17 protein-coding genes and 1 pseudogene are annotated in these 15,481 nt (G+C 39.8%); 10 read left to right on the forward strand and 8 right to left on the reverse strand.

Going from position 1 to position 15,481, the window contains the following annotated elements; translation table 11 throughout:
- Window positions 1-24: 24 nt before the first annotated feature.
- The 5 genes and pseudogenes from ABFY81_RS03255 to ABFY81_RS03275 all read left to right on the forward strand — a co-directional run.
- Window positions 25-534 carry a rhodanese-like domain-containing protein gene (locus tag ABFY81_RS03255; RefSeq protein ID WP_347913014.1) on the forward strand — a complete coding sequence of 170 codons (510 nt, stop codon included), beginning with the start codon at window positions 25-27 and terminating at the stop codon, window positions 532-534.
- Window positions 535-552: 18 nt separating this feature from the next.
- Window positions 553-1,494: a serine O-acetyltransferase EpsC gene (gene epsC / locus ABFY81_RS03260; RefSeq protein WP_289738587.1), complete on the forward strand. Its 942-nt coding sequence runs from the start codon at window positions 553-555 to the stop codon at window positions 1,492-1,494.
- A 235-nt stretch (window positions 1,495-1,729) separates the two neighbouring features.
- On the forward strand, window positions 1,730-2,662 hold the full coding sequence (locus ABFY81_RS03265) for a family 2A encapsulin nanocompartment shell protein (protein WP_001107602.1): 933 nt from the start codon (window positions 1,730-1,732) through the stop codon (window positions 2,660-2,662).
- Window positions 2,637-4,598 (forward strand): family 2A encapsulin nanocompartment cargo protein cysteine desulfurase, encoded by a 1,962-nt coding sequence (locus tag ABFY81_RS03270; RefSeq protein WP_347913015.1) that lies wholly within the window; start codon window positions 2,637-2,639, stop codon window positions 4,596-4,598. The genes ABFY81_RS03265 and ABFY81_RS03270 overlap by 26 nt, the downstream gene beginning before the upstream one ends.
- A 254-nt stretch (window positions 4,599-4,852) precedes the next feature.
- Window positions 4,853-4,964, forward strand: a pseudogene (locus ABFY81_RS03275) (hypothetical protein); the annotation flags it as partial.
- Between the two features lie 103 nt (window positions 4,965-5,067).
- Here the strand turns inward: ABFY81_RS03275 and ABFY81_RS03280 are convergent.
- Window positions 5,068-5,706, reverse strand: a complete 639-nt coding sequence (locus ABFY81_RS03280; protein WP_191000267.1) for a LysE family translocator — start codon at window positions 5,704-5,706, stop codon at window positions 5,068-5,070.
- 91 nt (window positions 5,707-5,797) lie between these two features.
- On the opposite strand from ABFY81_RS03280, the gene ABFY81_RS03285 reads away from it, so the two are divergent.
- Window positions 5,798-6,727 (forward strand): LysR family transcriptional regulator, encoded by a 930-nt coding sequence (locus ABFY81_RS03285; RefSeq protein WP_347913016.1) that lies wholly within the window; start codon window positions 5,798-5,800, stop codon window positions 6,725-6,727.
- A gap of 48 nt (window positions 6,728-6,775) precedes the next feature.
- Here ABFY81_RS03285 and ABFY81_RS03290 read toward each other — a convergent pair whose 3' ends face one another.
- The 5 genes from ABFY81_RS03290 to ABFY81_RS03310 form a co-directional block, all read right to left on the reverse strand.
- On the reverse strand, window positions 6,776-7,642 hold the full coding sequence (locus ABFY81_RS03290) for a cysteine ABC transporter substrate-binding protein (protein WP_000209984.1): 867 nt from the start codon (window positions 7,640-7,642) through the stop codon (window positions 6,776-6,778).
- An 82-nt stretch (window positions 7,643-7,724) separates the two neighbouring features.
- Window positions 7,725-8,585, reverse strand: a complete 861-nt coding sequence (locus ABFY81_RS03295; protein WP_174744529.1) for a transporter substrate-binding domain-containing protein — start codon at window positions 8,583-8,585, stop codon at window positions 7,725-7,727.
- Window positions 8,586-8,615: 30 nt separating this feature from the next.
- Entirely contained in the window at window positions 8,616-9,347 is a 732-nt protein-coding gene (locus ABFY81_RS03300) for an amino acid ABC transporter ATP-binding protein (RefSeq protein ID WP_001130360.1), read from the reverse strand.
- Between the two features lie 2 nt (window positions 9,348-9,349).
- Window positions 9,350-10,015 (reverse strand): amino acid ABC transporter permease, encoded by a 666-nt coding sequence (locus ABFY81_RS03305; protein ID WP_347913017.1) that lies wholly within the window; start codon window positions 10,013-10,015, stop codon window positions 9,350-9,352.
- On the reverse strand, window positions 10,005-10,664 hold the full coding sequence (locus ABFY81_RS03310) for an ABC transporter permease subunit (RefSeq protein WP_001104465.1): 660 nt from the start codon (window positions 10,662-10,664) through the stop codon (window positions 10,005-10,007). Before ABFY81_RS03310 ends, ABFY81_RS03305 begins: the two co-directional genes overlap by 11 nt.
- Window positions 10,665-10,728: 64 nt before the next feature.
- On the opposite strand from ABFY81_RS03310, the gene ABFY81_RS03315 reads away from it, so the two are divergent.
- The gene (locus tag ABFY81_RS03315) at window positions 10,729-10,842 is read left to right on the forward strand and encodes a hypothetical protein (protein ID WP_014206469.1); all 114 of its coding nucleotides are present in this window, start codon (window positions 10,729-10,731) and stop codon (window positions 10,840-10,842) included.
- Between the two features lie 106 nt (window positions 10,843-10,948).
- Here ABFY81_RS03315 and ABFY81_RS03320 read toward each other — a convergent pair whose 3' ends face one another.
- Window positions 10,949-11,233: a GNAT family N-acetyltransferase gene (locus tag ABFY81_RS03320; protein WP_191028405.1), complete on the reverse strand. Its 285-nt coding sequence runs from the start codon at window positions 11,231-11,233 to the stop codon at window positions 10,949-10,951.
- Window positions 11,234-11,495: 262 nt separating this feature from the next.
- Here ABFY81_RS03320 and ABFY81_RS03325 point away from each other — a divergent pair, with 262 nt between their 5' ends.
- The gene (locus ABFY81_RS03325) at window positions 11,496-12,701 is read left to right on the forward strand and encodes an MFS transporter (protein WP_347913018.1); all 1,206 of its coding nucleotides are present in this window, start codon (window positions 11,496-11,498) and stop codon (window positions 12,699-12,701) included.
- Here the strand turns inward: ABFY81_RS03325 and ABFY81_RS03330 are convergent.
- On the reverse strand, window positions 12,679-13,569 hold the full coding sequence (locus tag ABFY81_RS03330; RefSeq protein ID WP_347913019.1) for a LysR family transcriptional regulator: 891 nt from the start codon (window positions 13,567-13,569) through the stop codon (window positions 12,679-12,681). The genes ABFY81_RS03325 and ABFY81_RS03330 overlap by 23 nt on opposite strands.
- A gap of 285 nt (window positions 13,570-13,854) precedes the next feature.
- Between ABFY81_RS03330 and ABFY81_RS03335 the strand changes: the two genes are divergently transcribed.
- Together ABFY81_RS03335 and ABFY81_RS03340 are read left to right on the forward strand one after the other, a co-directional pair.
- Window positions 13,855-14,331 (forward strand): cyclophilin-like fold protein, encoded by a 477-nt coding sequence (locus ABFY81_RS03335; protein WP_347913020.1) that lies wholly within the window; start codon window positions 13,855-13,857, stop codon window positions 14,329-14,331.
- A 45-nt stretch (window positions 14,332-14,376) separates the two neighbouring features.
- Window positions 14,377-15,447, forward strand: a complete 1,071-nt coding sequence (locus tag ABFY81_RS03340) for an alpha/beta hydrolase (RefSeq protein ID WP_347913021.1) — start codon at window positions 14,377-14,379, stop codon at window positions 15,445-15,447.
- Window positions 15,448-15,481 lie beyond the last annotated feature (34 nt).

Consider the following 15,481-nt stretch of genomic DNA (forward strand, 5'->3'; position numbering starts at 1 on the left):
GAATCGAAGATAAGGATATATTCAATGAATGCTAAATTAAATACAGAATCCCCTCAAAGCTTTATCTCAAATGGTTCAAATACATCTTTTTCAGCCCAAGAAATTCTTTCTAAAGCACAGCAATATGCACAAGACCATGAACTAAATTTTAGTGGCAGTTTATCTCCTGTTGACGCATGGCAGCTCGTACAACAAGGAGAAGCTGTTTTAGTTGATGTGCGTACCAATGAAGAACGTAAATTTGTGGGTTATGTCCCTGAAAGTGTTCATGTCGCTTGGGCAACTGGCACATCGTTTAACCGTAATCCACGCTTTTTAAAAGAACTCGAATCAAAAGTTGGTAAAGACAAAACCATTCTTTTGTTATGTCGTAGTGGCAACCGCTCAGCACAAGCTGCCGAGGCCGCATTTAATGCTGGTTTTGAGCACATTTATAACGTTCTTGAAGGCTTCGAAGGCGATCTAAATGATCAGCAACAGCGTAATCAGAAAAATGGCTGGCGCATCCATCAACTTCCTTGGCAACAAGACTAATACTTTAATCAATTTTCAGTGAATCAAGGAAAGCTTGTGACTCAATGGAACATTAATGCGGTTGTACAAGGTTTACAACAAGCAAGGCATGACTGGCGTCAGCAACAGCACAGAACAAAAGAATTTGGGGGCCGCGAACTTCCATCTAAAGAAGCTTTAAAGGCCATTTTAGATGACCTATGTGGGATTTTATTTCCAATGCGTTTAGGCCCTGCCGACTTACGTCAAGAAACTGAAGACTCCTATATTGCCTATACTTTAAATCGGGTACTCACAGCCTTACATGCTCAAGTACAACTGGCTTTAAATTATGAAGCAAAACGTCATTTGAGTCATTCGAACACAGTCCAACAGCCAGACGAACTTGCTCAAAATATTGTGCAGGATTTTGCCAACACCTTGCCCTCGATACGACGTCTTTTAGACGGCGATGTGCGTGCGGCCTATGAAGGCGATCCGGCAGCGCATAGTGTGGATGAAGTATTACTTTGCTATCCGGGCATATTTGCGATTATTCATCATCGAATAGCACATCAACTCTATGCCCAAGTGCCTTTATTGTCTCGCATTATTTCCGAGTTAGCGCATTCTGCGACGGGTATTGATATTCATCCGGGTGCAAAAATCGGTAAAGGATTCTTCATCGATCATGGTACAGGTGTGGTGATTGGTGAAACTTGTGTGATTGGAGAGCGTGTCCGTATTTATCAGGCGGTAACTCTTGGAGCAAAACGCTTTGAAACCAATGATGATGGTGCTTTGAAAAAAGATTATACACGCCATCCAATTGTTGAAGATGACGTTGTGGTCTATGCAGGCGCGACTATTTTAGGCCGTATTACGATTGGCCGAGGGTCCATTATTGGGGGAAATGTCTGGCTTACGCATAGTGTTGCAGCAGGTAGTCAGATTTTACAGTCTCCTAATGAGTCTTATCAAAAAAATCATATTGCCGGTTAAACAATATAGATGTGAAATAAATAGATAAGGAGATAAATAAACAAATAACATGCAGATTAATAAAATGCTTATTTCTAGTTTAAATATATTTTTATTTAGAAAATAGATAACTCATTAATAAGCTCATTATTTAAATTACAACGCTATTTTAATTTTAAACCAGAACTAATTCTAGTTTATATGCACCCTAGAATTTTTATTTTCAAAAAGCCAATGTAATAAGGAAAAATGATTCATGGCGAAAAATACAGACAAAGCCCAACTTGCACTTGGGGATCACGCAGCGCGTCAACTAGCCAATGCGACCAAGACAGCTCCCCAACTTTCTACGATCACTCCTCGATGGCTGACTCACTTACTTCAATGGCTTCCTGTTGAAGCAGGTATTTATCGCTTAAACCGTGTAAATAATACCGATGATATTCAAGTAGCTTGCACCCAACGTGATGAAGCCACTTTACCTCAAACTTTTGTTGATTATGACCCAGAGCCACGCGAATACTTTTTAAATGGTGTATCTACTGTTTTAGATGTACATACACGTGTTGCTGACCTTTACAGCAGCCCACACGACCAAATTAAAGAACAGCTCCGTTTAACGATTGAAACCATTAAAGAACGTCAAGAAAGTGAGCTTATCAATAACCCCGAATACGGTTTACTGGCAAGTGTGACAGATGACCAACGTATCTCGACTTTAAATGGCCCACCTACTCCAGATGATCTTGATGATTTGTTACGTAAAGTCTGGAAAGAACCAGGATTTTTCCTAGCGCATCCTGATGCAATTGCAGCATTTGGACGTGAATGTACACGGCGTGGTGTACCGCCTCCAACAGTTAGTCTGTTTGGTTCGCAGTTTATTACATGGCGCGGTATTCCACTCATTCCATCAAATAAAATTCCTGTAGAAGATGGCAAAACTAAAATCTTGCTGCTTCGTGTTGGTGAAAAGCGTCAAGGGATTGTTGGTTTGTTCCAGCCCGGTCTTGCAGGTGAACAGTCACCGGGGCTTTCAGTACGTTTTATGGGAATCAACCGTAACGCAATTGCGTCGTATCTAATCTCATTATATTGCTCACTTGCAGTACTCACTGATGATGCGTTGGCAGTATTAGATGATGTGGAGGTGGACAAATATCATGACTACCCAGTTAACTACAAGTAATCTGCAAGGTAGTCCAACAGGGCCTGATGTGACTGGTGTTAACCCACCAGCCAACTTCCCTGATGAGTCCACCATTGCTCGACTTGCTAATGATTTTTTTTCAGCATTGCCAAGCTCAAGCAGTTCAGCTTCTCCATCGGGCCTTAACTTGGACTTACCTGTCGGAGCGCCACCGCACCCTCCACAACCAGGTGAACCATTCTCTGCTCTCAGTGGTCGTGCGCCCAATATCGCCTTTCAGAAAAGTCTTAATCCGGAATATCCTGAGCATATTCCAAATTTGCCAGACTACCCTGAACGTCGAATTGTAGCGTCTGCGCCTGTGGTTGGTGGAGCTAATTTGCCGCGCCCACCATTTGAGCCACATTTGCCACAAGCTGCTCATAGTGAACCTAATGTGCCACGCATTGAACCAAACTTACCCACTGGTGCAGGTGAATCACCTTATTATTTTTTAAATGATTTTTCTGCTCCCAATACACCAGAACCGTCTGTTAAAGGTGTTGAAGATAATTATTCGGTTGCACAGTCTTTTCAATTGCCACATGGTGACCAGCTGAAATCATTGCTGACGGAAGATCGTTTTGCAACAAACACGCCTCCCCAAAGTTCGGCAAGCTCTGCATTTTATTTTTTAGACTTGCCTCAAAGTGGACAAAGTTATAGTCACTATCAACCATCGCAACCCACTTTTGTAGCAAGTAGTGCTCAACCACTCGATGTACATGCTATACGTCGCGACTTCCCAATTTTACAGGAACGCGTCAATGGCCGACCTCTGGTCTGGTTGGATAATGCTGCGACCACACAAAAACCGCAGCGCGTGATTGACCGGATTGCTTATTTTTATCAGCATGAAAACTCAAATATTCACCGTGCTGCACATGAGTTAGCGGCTCGTGCAACCGACGCCTATGAGCATGCAAGAAATGTAGTTGCCCGATTTATTGGTGCGCCCTCTTCTAAAGAAATTATCTTTGTTCGAGGAACAACCGAAGGCATTAACCTGATTGCAAAAACATGGGGTGAGCAAAATATTGGTGAAGGTGATGAAATTATCGTTTCTCACTTAGAACACCATGCCAATATTGTGCCGTGGTATCAACTCACTAAAAAAACTGGAGCAAAATTAAGAGTCATTCCTGTGGATGACACAGGCCAGATTATTTTAGAAGAGTTGCCAAGACTGATTAATGAACGCACTAAACTGCTGTCGATTACTCAAGTTTCGAATGCTTTGGGAACAGTCACACCTGTTGCTGAAGTCATTAAAATTGCGCATGCCAAAGGTGTACGTGTTTTAGTTGACGGTGCTCAATCTGTTTCGCACATCCCTACCGATGTACAAGCCCTTGATGCAGACTTTTTTGTGTTTTCTGGACATAAAGTGTTTGGGCCGACGGGTATTGGTGCGGTATATGCAAAACCAGAGCTGCTAGAAAGCATGCCTGTTTGGGAAGGCGGCGGTAACATGATTCAAGATGTGACCTTCGAACAAGTAGTTTACCAACCTGCACCAAACAAGTTTGAAGCTGGAACAGGAAACATTGCCGATGCTGTTGGTTTAGGTGCTGCACTTGAATATGTCGAAAGTCTAGGTATTCATAACATTGCTCGCTATGAACATGATCTACTCGAATATGGTCAAAATGCGCTGAGTAGTGTGTCAGGTTTACGTTTGATCGGAACGGCACATCACAAAGCCAGTGTTATGTCCTTTACCTTACAAGGCTATTCAACTGAACAAGTCGGTAAAGCTTTAAATCAACATGGTATTGCCGTACGTTCAGGTCACCACTGTGCACAGCCAATTTTACGTCGTTTTGGTGTAGAACAGACCGTGCGTCCGTCTTTAGCTTTTTATAATACGACTGAAGAAATTGATTTATTGGTGTCGGTGTTACATCAACTGACGCGTAATAGACGTAACAATTAAATCTATTTCTAGACTAGAAAAGACTGCTTTTGAGCGGTCTTTTTTTATGGATTCTTTATTGAAGCTACTTTATCTCTAAAGTCATATATATATGTAATAAGTCAAAGTAGTTATCACAGCGGAGTCTTGTTATTTTAATTTCGATTTCTAGGTTAACCTTCGGCTCGAGCTAAGAGTCATTAATACTCTAGACAATTTAAAGTAATTATCACGGCGGAGTCTTACCGTTTTGCCTCCAAAGAAAGTAGCTAATTCTGTTACTTTTTTTTAAAAGTAACCAAAAACTTTCTCATCCACAGAACCTGTTCTCTGTTTTCATTTTTCAAAAAATATTGCAAATACATTATCTTTATAAATTATGGGCAGCTGTGGATGAAATTTAGCACGAGCAAATACTGGTATGAACGCCGTAAAAACTATATACAATCTAAAATCGTACTTCTGCACCCCCATTAAATACTCACGGCAATTAAACAAACAATCCCCAAATCAATCTCAATGCAATTCCAATTAATAAAACTCCCATCACCCTCTCAAAATAAACCCCAAACTCCAAAAACCGTTTACGTACAATAGGCTGAGCAAACAGCACACTCACCACCATAAACCAGATGGCATTAACCATACACATCCATACTCCATAAAAAACCTGAACTTTCATTGGTGTGGTGGTACTCACAATCGTCGTAAAAATTGCCAGAAAAAAGATAGTGGCTTTCGGGTTCAATGCATTAGTGAGAAAACCCATTGTAAACGCTTTAAATAAACTCGGCGTATCACCGTCTGCTTGGCCATTTATCTCAATATTAGTATTCGGCTGGCTACGTAAACACTGCCATCCTAAATACACTAAGTAAGCTGCCCCTGCTGTTCTGATCAGTGACATGAGCCATTCGCTTTGTTGAATCAAAAAGCCAATACCAACAAGTGTATAAAACACATGTACTGAAATCCCGACACCAATACCAATTGCAGTTAGACATCCAATCAAATAGCCATAACGTACACTTTGCCTTACCGTAATCACAAAATCTGGTCCCGGTAAAATCACCGCCATAAAGTGAATAAGAGCTAGCGTTAAAAACTCATGTCCATACAACTGCCACATAACAATTTAGTTTCCTGAAAATCACAGAAAAGATTGTATTGCGATTTTTTAGACGCGATAATCCAATCAAAATCCAAATAACTTTTGCCTCATGAGCACAAATCAAAGTCTGGTTCTGTTAAATGAAATGGCGACTTTCGTTAAGGTTGTCGAATCGGAAAGTTTTTCTGAAACTGCCCGCCAGCTTGGTACAACACCTTCTGCTGTTAGTCGTGCGATTGCTCGTTTAGAGCGTGCTTTAGGCACCCGCTTACTCTATCGGACTACACGGAAACTTCGTTTAAGTGAAAGTGGACAACAGGTCTATCAACGCTGTTTAGATATGGTGAATGCGGCACAAGCAGTCATGGAAAGTTCCGGCCAATTCCATGTCGAGCCAGAAGGTATTATTCGTATGAGTGTTCCGAAAGCTGTGGGACATTTTATGATTCATCCGCATTTACCTGAATTTTTAGAACGCTACCCTAAAATTGATATACAAATGCTTTTAGAAGATCGTTATGTAGACCTGATTGATGATGGAGTCGATTTAGCACTTCGGATTACAGAACAACCACCGGGTGGACTTATGGGTCGAAAGCTGATTGATATTGATCACTTGGTTTGTGCCACACCTGAGTATTTGGCCAAGCATGGCACACCGAACCACCCTCATGATTTAAAGCAGCATGAATGTATTTACTTGGGCGAACAAGCCAGTGACTCAAAATGGAAATTTCAACAAGGAAATAAATCGATAAGTGTGGCTGTGCGTGGGCGTTATGCAGCAAACCATACGGGTGTGCGTTTAAGTGCCGCATTACAGCATTTAGGTATTGCGAGCTTGCCGTACTTCGTTGCACGCTATGCGCTACAACAAGGTATCTTAGTTCAGGTTTTACCAGATTGGTATTTTAAGACCTATTATAGTGGTGGGCTGTGGTTACTTTACCCACCGACACGGCATGTCCCACCTAAATTGAGTGTGTTGATTCAATATTTGGCAGATAAACTAGCAGCAGAACCGACTTTAAAAATTTAGACGGCTCTTAGCTCAAGCAAATACTATCTAGAGTCCCTTTTATTAGAATTATTCAACCAATAGATCTTTTGGATTAATGGTATCGCCATAGACTGGTTTTAACGTTTTTTCATAAGCCTGATGAATCACGCCGTCTTTAGCCAGTTTCTCTAAATCTTGGTTCAACCAGTCCAGCAACTCTTTATCGCCTTTTTTCACTGCTGGTGCAATTAAGTCCTGCTCACCTAAATTGGTAATGCCAACAGTGTAATTTGGATTTTCTTTAGCCCAAGCTAAAACCAGCAAGTTATCATGTGCAAGCGCAGCACCACGACCATCTTTTAAAGCATCAAAAGTTTCAGTGTTTTGTTCATACTTTTGTAGTTTAATTTCAGGATGAGTCTTGGTGAAGAATGAATCAGCCGTTGTACCTTTGTTTACCAATAAAGTTTTATCTTTAAGTTGAGCCACATCAGTAATCGGATGACTTTTTGGAGAAACCACACCTAGTGCCACTTTTAAATAAGGCTTAGCAAAATCGACCACTTCTTTACGTTCTGGTGTAACAGTAAAGTTGGCAAAAATAATATCTACTTTATTGGCTTTTAAATATTCGACACGGTTAGCCGCTTCAGTTAAAACAAACTCAACTTTGTTTTCATCGCCCAGCAAATCTTTCGCAACATGCTTGGCAATTTCTACATCAAAACCCTGATTTTTACCTTGAGCATCTAAATATCCAAACGGCGGTTTATCACTAAATACACCAATTCGTACCACGCCATTCTTTTTGATCTGTTCAATACTCGACACAGTTTGTGTGGTATCGGCCGTTTTTTCAGTAGACTGAGTTCCTTTGTCACATGCAACTAAACCCAAACTCAGTAAAGACGCAGCTAAAATATGCTTCACGTTTTGAAATGTTAATGTTGTCATTATTTCACCCTATCGTTCTTGTAAAAGTCTTATTTAAAATCGCAGCGCCTACTTTCAGACACTGCTCTAGTGATATCGAAAATTATTGGCCTACATCTAAAAACACATTCGGATTGACCGAGTCACCGTAAATTGGTTTCAAGGTTTCATCATAAATTTTATTAATTTCACCACTTGTTCTTAGCTGCTTAATTTCAGTATTAAGCCAATTCAATAATTGGGTATTGCCCTTTTTAACTGCTGGTGCAATAAACTCTTGATCACCAATAGACTGAATACCTGCCACATAACTTGGGTTCTTCGCGGCCCACGCTAATGCATAAGTACTATCTTGTGAAATTGCGTCACCACGACCATCAGTTAAGGCTTTAAAGGCATCCGAGTTTCTTTCAAACTTGAGTAAATTCACTTTTGGATAATGCTTGGTAAAGTAGGTATCTGAACTTGTGCCTTTATTTACAATTAAGGTCTTACCTTCTAATTGGGCAATGTCAGTAATCGGCTTGGCTTTAGGCGAGACAATGCCAAAAGCACCTTTTAAATAAGGCTCGGCAAAATCGACAACCTCTTTGCGTTCAGGAGTTACCGTAAATGTCGCGAATACAACATCAGCTCGATTTGATTTTAAAAACTCCACCCGATTTGAAGCTTCAGTCACAATAAACTCAACTTTCTTTTCATCACCGAGCAAATCTTTAGTCACTCGTTTTGCTAAAGCCACATCAAAGCCCTGATTATTACCTGCACTATCTACATAACCAAACGGCGGATCATCAGCAAAAACAGCAACGCGTAGAACTCCATTTTTTTTGACTTGCTCTAAAGAATGGTCTGCTTGAGCATTACCTGCCTGTTCAGTTGATGGCGTTTTACTACATGCAGTTAACAACACCCCAGCAACGGCAATACTGCTTAATATTTTTATTGAACTACGTTTAAACATTCACTTCCTCATGATTCATATAATAAAAATTTAGTACGACAAAATATTTAGAAAGGCTTTCGCTCGTTCTGTTTTCGGCTGTTCAAAAAATTCTTCTGGGGAAGCCTGTTCAATAATCTTGCCCTTATCCATAAAAATAATGCGGTCGGCAACCTTGCGTGCAAAGGACATCTCATGTGTCACAATCAGCATGGTCATTCCTTCATTCGCCAATTTAAGGACTACATCAAGCACTTCTCTGACCATTTCCGGATCAAGCGCAGCGGTAATTTCATCAAGTAAAATGACTTTAGGTTGCATAACTAGCGAACGCACAATAGCGATACGCTGCTTTTGTCCACCTGAAAGCTGTCGTGGATAATCAAGTTTTCGCTCAAACAGTCCCACTCGCTTTAACAACTCATCTGCGACTTGTTCAGCTTCATCACGGTGACGTTTTTGTACTTTAAGTGGTCCAAGCAAAATGTTGTCAATGACGTTCATATGCCCAAATAACTCATAGTTCTGAAAAACCATGCCAATTTTTTGACGAGCATTAGTCCAGTCCACATCTTTACCGAGTACACCTGAGCCAGTTAAACGAATTTCGCCACCCTGAATCGGTTCTAAGCCGTTAATACAGCGCAATAAGGTACTTTTACCGCAGCCCGATGGGCCTAAAATAACAACCACCTCTCCTTGTTCTACATCCAGATCAATGCCCTGTAAAATATGACTTTGTGCAAATGATTTCTGTAATTGTTGTATCGATAACAAAGGCATAATTACTCCCAGACCTTTTCTAAATGTGCCGCCAAACGCGATAAGGGATAGCAAATCAGAAAATACAAAATAAAAATAAAGCTATAAATCCAGAGAGAAGCACTCGGCACGGTCAATAGCGAATTTTCAATAATTTGCTGGCCAACTTTAATGACCTCAACCACACCAATCAGCACTGCCAAAGAGCTGGTTTTCACCATTCGGGTAAATAAGTTAATCGCGCCTGGTGTTACTCGTTTTAGACTTTGCGGAAAAATGACATAGATCAAAGCTTGAACATGAGTTAGTCCGAGCGCACAGGCCGAATCTCGTTGATGTTGATCAATCGAAGTAATAGCTGCACGGACCAAATCGCCCATTTCAGCGGTTCCCCATAAAACAAACACAACAACGCAGACCCACATTGCAGAAAACTGCCAGTTAAACCATGTCGCAAAGCCGAAATAAAACACAAACAGCAAAACTAAAATTGGAATGATTCGAATGGCTTCTAAATACAGGCGGCACAATGCCTTAACGACTATGTTTTTAGAAGTCATAATGACGCCGAAAACTGTGCCGAAAATTGCAGAGAAAAACACTGAAATAAATGCAATTTTTGCAGTTGCCCAAAGTCCCCACATTAAACGTTCGAGGTGACTCGCTTGAAATACATAATCAAGTTCCATGGCTCACCTTCCGACTTCTGTGCTCCAGATAACTGGTTAAAATAGACACGGGCAATAAAATAATCAGATAAGCCATGATGAGTAAGAACAAAGCTTCGGTGGTTTTATAGTCCATGCCAATTAAGTCTTTGGTGACAAAAAGCAGTTCAACGACAGCAATGGCACTAACCACAGAACTTTCTTTAATTAGAAATAGACAATTTGCCCCTATTGCTGGAATTGAAATAGCCAGTGCTTGAGGAAAAATGACATATCTAAAAATTTGAGTCGGTTGCAGACCAATACTTTTTGCAGAGTCAATCTGCCCTTTTGCAACAGACTGCAAACCTGCTCGGAAAGCTTCAGCCATATAGCTTCCGCCTAAAAAGGTCAGTCCGATCACACCACAAGCAAAACCATCAATTTTGATACCGAGCTTTGGCAAACCGTAATACAAAAAGAACAGTTGAATTAATAAAGGGGTATTTCGAGATAACTCAATATAGAACTGGGCAATTCTATTTAGCACCCGCACGCGATATGTGATTAAAATGCTGCAAATTAGCCCCACAATAATTGCCAAAATAATGCTGATAATTGAAATTTTCAGCGTGGTCAAAGTTGCAGAGAAAAATTGCGGCAACACACTATGGATATACTGCCAGTTCAAGGAAAATTCCAAAAAATAATATTAAAACGTTATAAATATTTAGCTTTCGTCAGCCATTAAATATTTGTGCAACGAGTTTATTTTTTTCCCAATTGGTCTAAAACTATTTTTATTAGATAAGCTTTTCTATAAGTTTGATAAATTCGATCTGGCAATCGAAAACCTTCAAATCAGTTGAATACAACTGCTTAAAACATATTCACTAAAACAAAGATGAATAATAAAGCCAATAAAAAATCGGACACCAAGGCCCGATTTTTATTAAATGATTTTCAATCTATTTCTTACTTTCTAAGTACATCGCGAATGCTTGGATCTTTATCAAAAACCGATTTAGCATATGGGCAAAGCGGAATTACTTTTACGTCTTTTTCACGAACAAAAGCCACCAAAGCGTCAAGTAATTGGCGACCTACACCTTGTCCACGATAATTTTCATTTACATCTGTAGCATCAATAATTAGCATGCTCTCGCCTGCCCATGTATAAGTCATTTCACCTGCAACGGTTTCACCATCAAGTAAGCTAAAGCTGCCGTGTTTTGTATCATCTTTTTGTTGAATATTCACAATGAATTCCTCGTATTACAACTCATATTTATTTAGAAATGACTTTATATATCTTTATCTATAAGAACAAATTTAACTGTAAAAAAATAGCCTATTTTTAGCAGTGAGTCTGTATGCTTTTTAAATACAATTCATGCATAAAATTCATAATTCTATTCGTAATTCAGCGTCTAATCCTCTCAAATCATTGTTGTTAAGCTCTGCGACCAAATTTTATTCATTTCATTTATGAAAATTCAATGGTTTTGAGATTGGAACTTTTATGTCTTCTTTTCATCAAATTGAGCAAAGCACATATGAACATTCAACACCTGCCTGGGGTGCCGTCTTTGTAATGTCGCTCTGCTGTGCAGTATTAATTGCATCTGAGTTCATGCCTGTAAGTTTACTTACCCCCATCTCTTTAGATTTAAATATCAGTGAAGGCCAATTGGGTCAAGCAATCGCAATTTCTGGTATTTTTGCTGTTATTACTAGCCTGTCTATTAGTCGTGTATTTAAGGCATGGGACCGACGTCATATCATTTTATTACTCACCCTACTGATGATTGTCTCTGGCATAGTCATTACATTTGCCCATTCTGCGGCTTTGTTTATGTTGGGTCGTGCAATCTTAGGTGTAGTTATTGGTGGTTTTTGGGCAATCTCGACATCAATTGTCATGCGACTCGTTCCTCCGCTTTCAGTACCTAAAGCACTCGGTTTATTAAATGGCGGAAATGCTCTAGCCACCACCATTGCAGCACCATTAGGAAGTTTTTTGGGTTCAATTATTGGCTGGCGTGGTGCTTTTTTCTGTATTGTCCCCATCGCGATTGTTGCACTTATTTGGCAATTTAAAAGTATGCCCTCTCTTCCAGCAATCGTGTCGGCCGAGAAATCGAAAAATCCATTTGGTTTACTAAAACGCCCAATTGTACTTTATGGGATGACAGGTATTTTATTGCTGTTTATGGGCCAATTTGTACTATTTACCTATTTACGCCCATTTCTAGAAACCGTTACTCATGTCGATGCGACAATGCTATCCATTTTATTATTAATCTTAGGTTTAGCAGGCTTAATGGGTACATTTGTAATTAGTTTAATCCTCCACCAACATGTTTATCGTTATCTGATTCTTATTCCATTCATCATGGCATTGATTGCTGGAGCTTTTGTGCTAGGTGGTGAGCATTTATGGTTTGTTGCCATATTGATGGGTTTATGGGGCTTTTTTGGAACGTCGGCACCTGTTGCATGGAATACATGGCTTGCCCAAACACTACATCAAGATGCCGAAATTGGTGGTGGTTTGATGGTTGCGATTATTCAATTTGCAATTACTCTAGGTGCAACTATAGGCGGATTATTATATGACTCATATGGCTATAGTGCCACGTTCTATATGAGCGCAACTATTTTGCTATTAGGCGCGCTGACTGCCTATATTACATGGCGGAATGCTACTCACGTAACACATCAATAACCAACCGTAATGCAGGTGAAAGTTGTCTGCGATGTGGATAGTACAAATGGTATCCGGGAAACTGGATACTGTACTCTTCCAAAACTTGAATCAGCTTCCCTTCTTTTAGATCTTCTCGAATCAAATCTTCTGGAATATAAGCCAGTCCAAATCCAGCTCTAACCGCCTCGACGATATCGTAGCTTTCATTAAATATCCATTGCCCCTGAATTTTAACTTTTGTTTCTTGACCATCTTTCACAAATTCCCACGCATACACGCTGCCTTGGGTCGTTAAACGATAGCCAATACATTGATGATTGATTAAATTTTTAGGGGTATTAGGAATTCCATATTGTTCAAAATATGCTGGTGTTGCTATTACCGCCATTTTGACATCTGGACTAATACGTACTGCAATCATGCCATCAGCTACGCGGCTTCCAAAACGAACGCCAGCATCAAAGCGCTCTGCCACAATATCGACCATCCCACTATTGGCAGTTAGTTCAACTTGTACATCTGGGTAATCACCCGCAATCTTTTTAAGTTTTGGAATCAGCACTTCCCGTATCGCATGGCTGCTAGCATTAATCCGAACTGTACCAGCGGGTTGGTCTCGAAATGAAGTTAAAAGGGATAATTCATTATCAATCTGATCGAAGCTAGCACTAATTGTTTGTTTCAACCTTTCGCCTGCTGCGGTAGGTGAAACGCTACGTGTGGTTCTGGTCAGGAGCAACATTCCCAAACGTTCTTCTAACCCCCGAATGGTATGGCTCAGCGCAGATTGTGAAATTCCCATTTTCCCAGCAGCCTTAGTAAAACTACCCTCTCTTGCCACCATTAAAAAAGCATAAAGATCATTATAGTTTTCTTTATTTATCATCTGCTTTATCTCTTATTGGGGAGTCAACCTCATTATAAAGGATAAAACTATTCATGAATATTATTCATAAGTCCATGTTTGTTTTTTAGACTAATTATTAAAAAGAAGATTCGTTAAAATCCATATGAAGCAGTAAATATGAAGATTTAAATAAACTGAGGCGATTATTATGAGTCATTTTATTATTGTAAAAAATTAATAAATTCCACTCATATCTTTACGTTAAAGAATAAATAGCTTCATTGCATTTATATGCTTTTTCTTAAAGAAGCGAGGTGAGTTGATATGGCTAGTTATAAGTTTTTTAAAGGCTTAGTCAGCCTATGTGTTTTGTTCTCAGTGACTTCCGCTTCTTATGCAATAAAGCCTCAAGGTAAAAATCAACAAAGGGGATCGATGATGAAAATCCGTATTGATATTGATGGAACACAGCAGCCGCTATTTGCCACATTAGCCATGTCACTTACTGTTGAAGATTTTGCCAAGCAGCTTCCACTGACATTAATACTTAAAGATTATGACTCCACTGAAAAAATAGCTGATCTACCCACCAAGCTAACTACAAAAAACGCGCCTCATGGATATGCCGGAAAAGCGGGTGATCTTACCTATTATGCTCCTTGGGGTAATCTGGCTTTTTTCTATAAAGATTCTCATGTTGGTTATGCCAATGGCCTCATTTTTCTCGGAAAACTAGATGCTATTCCCCAAGCATTCAAGCAAAAACAACACATCAAAATTTCAATTTCACAAATCAAATAAGCATGCACCTACTCACCCATTCACATTGTTTAAATTGAGGTATTTATGAGTACATCTCCCTTATTTAAAAAGCTTAAAACCCATACGGCGGCTGCAATTTGTGCAGCAACTATTGGTCTATTTTCTTCAACTTCAGCTATGGCGGCCGATATGTCTAATGGTGCAAATAACTTTTATCAAAGTCAGCAAGTGACTATTCAAAAAGTGACTTTTAAAAATCAATACAATATGGATATTGTTGGCAATCTAGTTATTCCCAAAAATTTGAATAAAAAGACCAAAGCCTCTGCAATTATAATTGGCCACCCTATGGGGGCTGTAAAAGAACAAAGCTCTATGCTTTATGCACAAAAACTGGCTGAACAAGGTTTTGTGACCTTAGCAATTGATCAATCATTTTGGGGTGAAAGCGCGGGCCAACCAAGAAATGTGGTGGCACCAGACATTTATGCAGAAGCGTTTAGTGCCGCTGTAGATTATTTGGGAACACAATCTTTCATTGATCCTAATAATATTGGTGTATTAGGTATTTGTGGAAGTGGGAGTTTTGTCATTAGTGCAGCAAAAATTGATCCGCGTATGAAAGCGATAGCAACTGTCAGCATGTATGATATGGGCGCAGCAAACCGCAATGGCTTACGTCACTCACAAACCCTAGAGCAGAGAAAGCAAATTATTGCAGAAGCCGCTGCACAGCGTTATGTTGAGTTTAAAGGTGGTGAAACCGAATATACCAGCGGAACTACGCATGAGCTAACAGCAGATACACACCCTATTCAACGTGAATTTTACGACTTTTATCGTACTCCACGCGGAGAATATACGCCTAAAGGCTCATCGAGAGAGCTTACAACCCACCCAACTCTCACCAGTAATGTCAAATTTTTAAACTTCTACCCATTTAACGACATTGAAACGATTTCACCACGTCCGATGCTATTTATTACAGGTGATCAGGCCCATTCAAAAGAGTTTAGTGAGGAAGCTTATAAATTCGCAGGCCAACCTAAAGAGCTTTACTACATTAAAGGCGCTGGACATGTTGATTTATATGATCGGGTCGATCTCATTCCATTTAATAAATTAACCAGTTTCTTTAAACAAAACTTGAAGTAATACAGATGATAGAGGCTCAATACGGGCCTCTAAC

The organism is Acinetobacter sp. WA-87, from assembly GCF_039938935.1.
In the GTDB taxonomy this organism is placed as follows: Bacteria; Pseudomonadota; Gammaproteobacteria; order Pseudomonadales; family Moraxellaceae; genus Acinetobacter; species Acinetobacter seifertii.

Bases quoted from the DNA above. Each gene is read 5' to 3' on its own strand.
- ABFY81_RS03255 (WP_347913014.1), top strand. From the start codon at position 25: ATGAATGCTAAATTAAATACAGAATCCCCTCAAAGCTTTATCTCAAAT.
- ABFY81_RS03265 (WP_001107602.1), top strand. From the start codon at position 1,730: ATGGCGAAAAATACAGACAAAGCCCAACTTGCACTTGGGGATCACGCA.
- ABFY81_RS03270 (WP_347913015.1), top strand. From the start codon at position 2,637: ATGACTACCCAGTTAACTACAAGTAATCTGCAAGGTAGTCCAACAGGG.
- ABFY81_RS03280 (WP_191000267.1), bottom strand. From the start codon at position 5,706: ATGTGGCAGTTGTATGGACATGAGTTTTTAACGCTAGCTCTTATTCAC.
- ABFY81_RS03285 (WP_347913016.1), top strand. From the start codon at position 5,798: ATGAGCACAAATCAAAGTCTGGTTCTGTTAAATGAAATGGCGACTTTC.
- ABFY81_RS03290 (WP_000209984.1), bottom strand. From the start codon at position 7,642: ATGACAACATTAACATTTCAAAACGTGAAGCATATTTTAGCTGCGTCT.
- ABFY81_RS03295 (WP_174744529.1), bottom strand. From the start codon at position 8,585: ATGTTTAAACGTAGTTCAATAAAAATATTAAGCAGTATTGCCGTTGCT.
- ABFY81_RS03300 (WP_001130360.1), bottom strand. From the start codon at position 9,347: ATGCCTTTGTTATCGATACAACAATTACAGAAATCATTTGCACAAAGT.
- ABFY81_RS03305 (WP_347913017.1), bottom strand. From the start codon at position 10,015: ATGGAACTTGATTATGTATTTCAAGCGAGTCACCTCGAACGTTTAATG.
- ABFY81_RS03325 (WP_347913018.1), top strand. From the start codon at position 11,496: ATGTCTTCTTTTCATCAAATTGAGCAAAGCACATATGAACATTCAACA.
- ABFY81_RS03330 (WP_347913019.1), bottom strand. From the start codon at position 13,569: ATGATAAATAAAGAAAACTATAATGATCTTTATGCTTTTTTAATGGTG.
- ABFY81_RS03335 (WP_347913020.1), top strand. From the start codon at position 13,855: ATGGCTAGTTATAAGTTTTTTAAAGGCTTAGTCAGCCTATGTGTTTTG.
- ABFY81_RS03340 (WP_347913021.1), top strand. From the start codon at position 14,377: ATGAGTACATCTCCCTTATTTAAAAAGCTTAAAACCCATACGGCGGCT.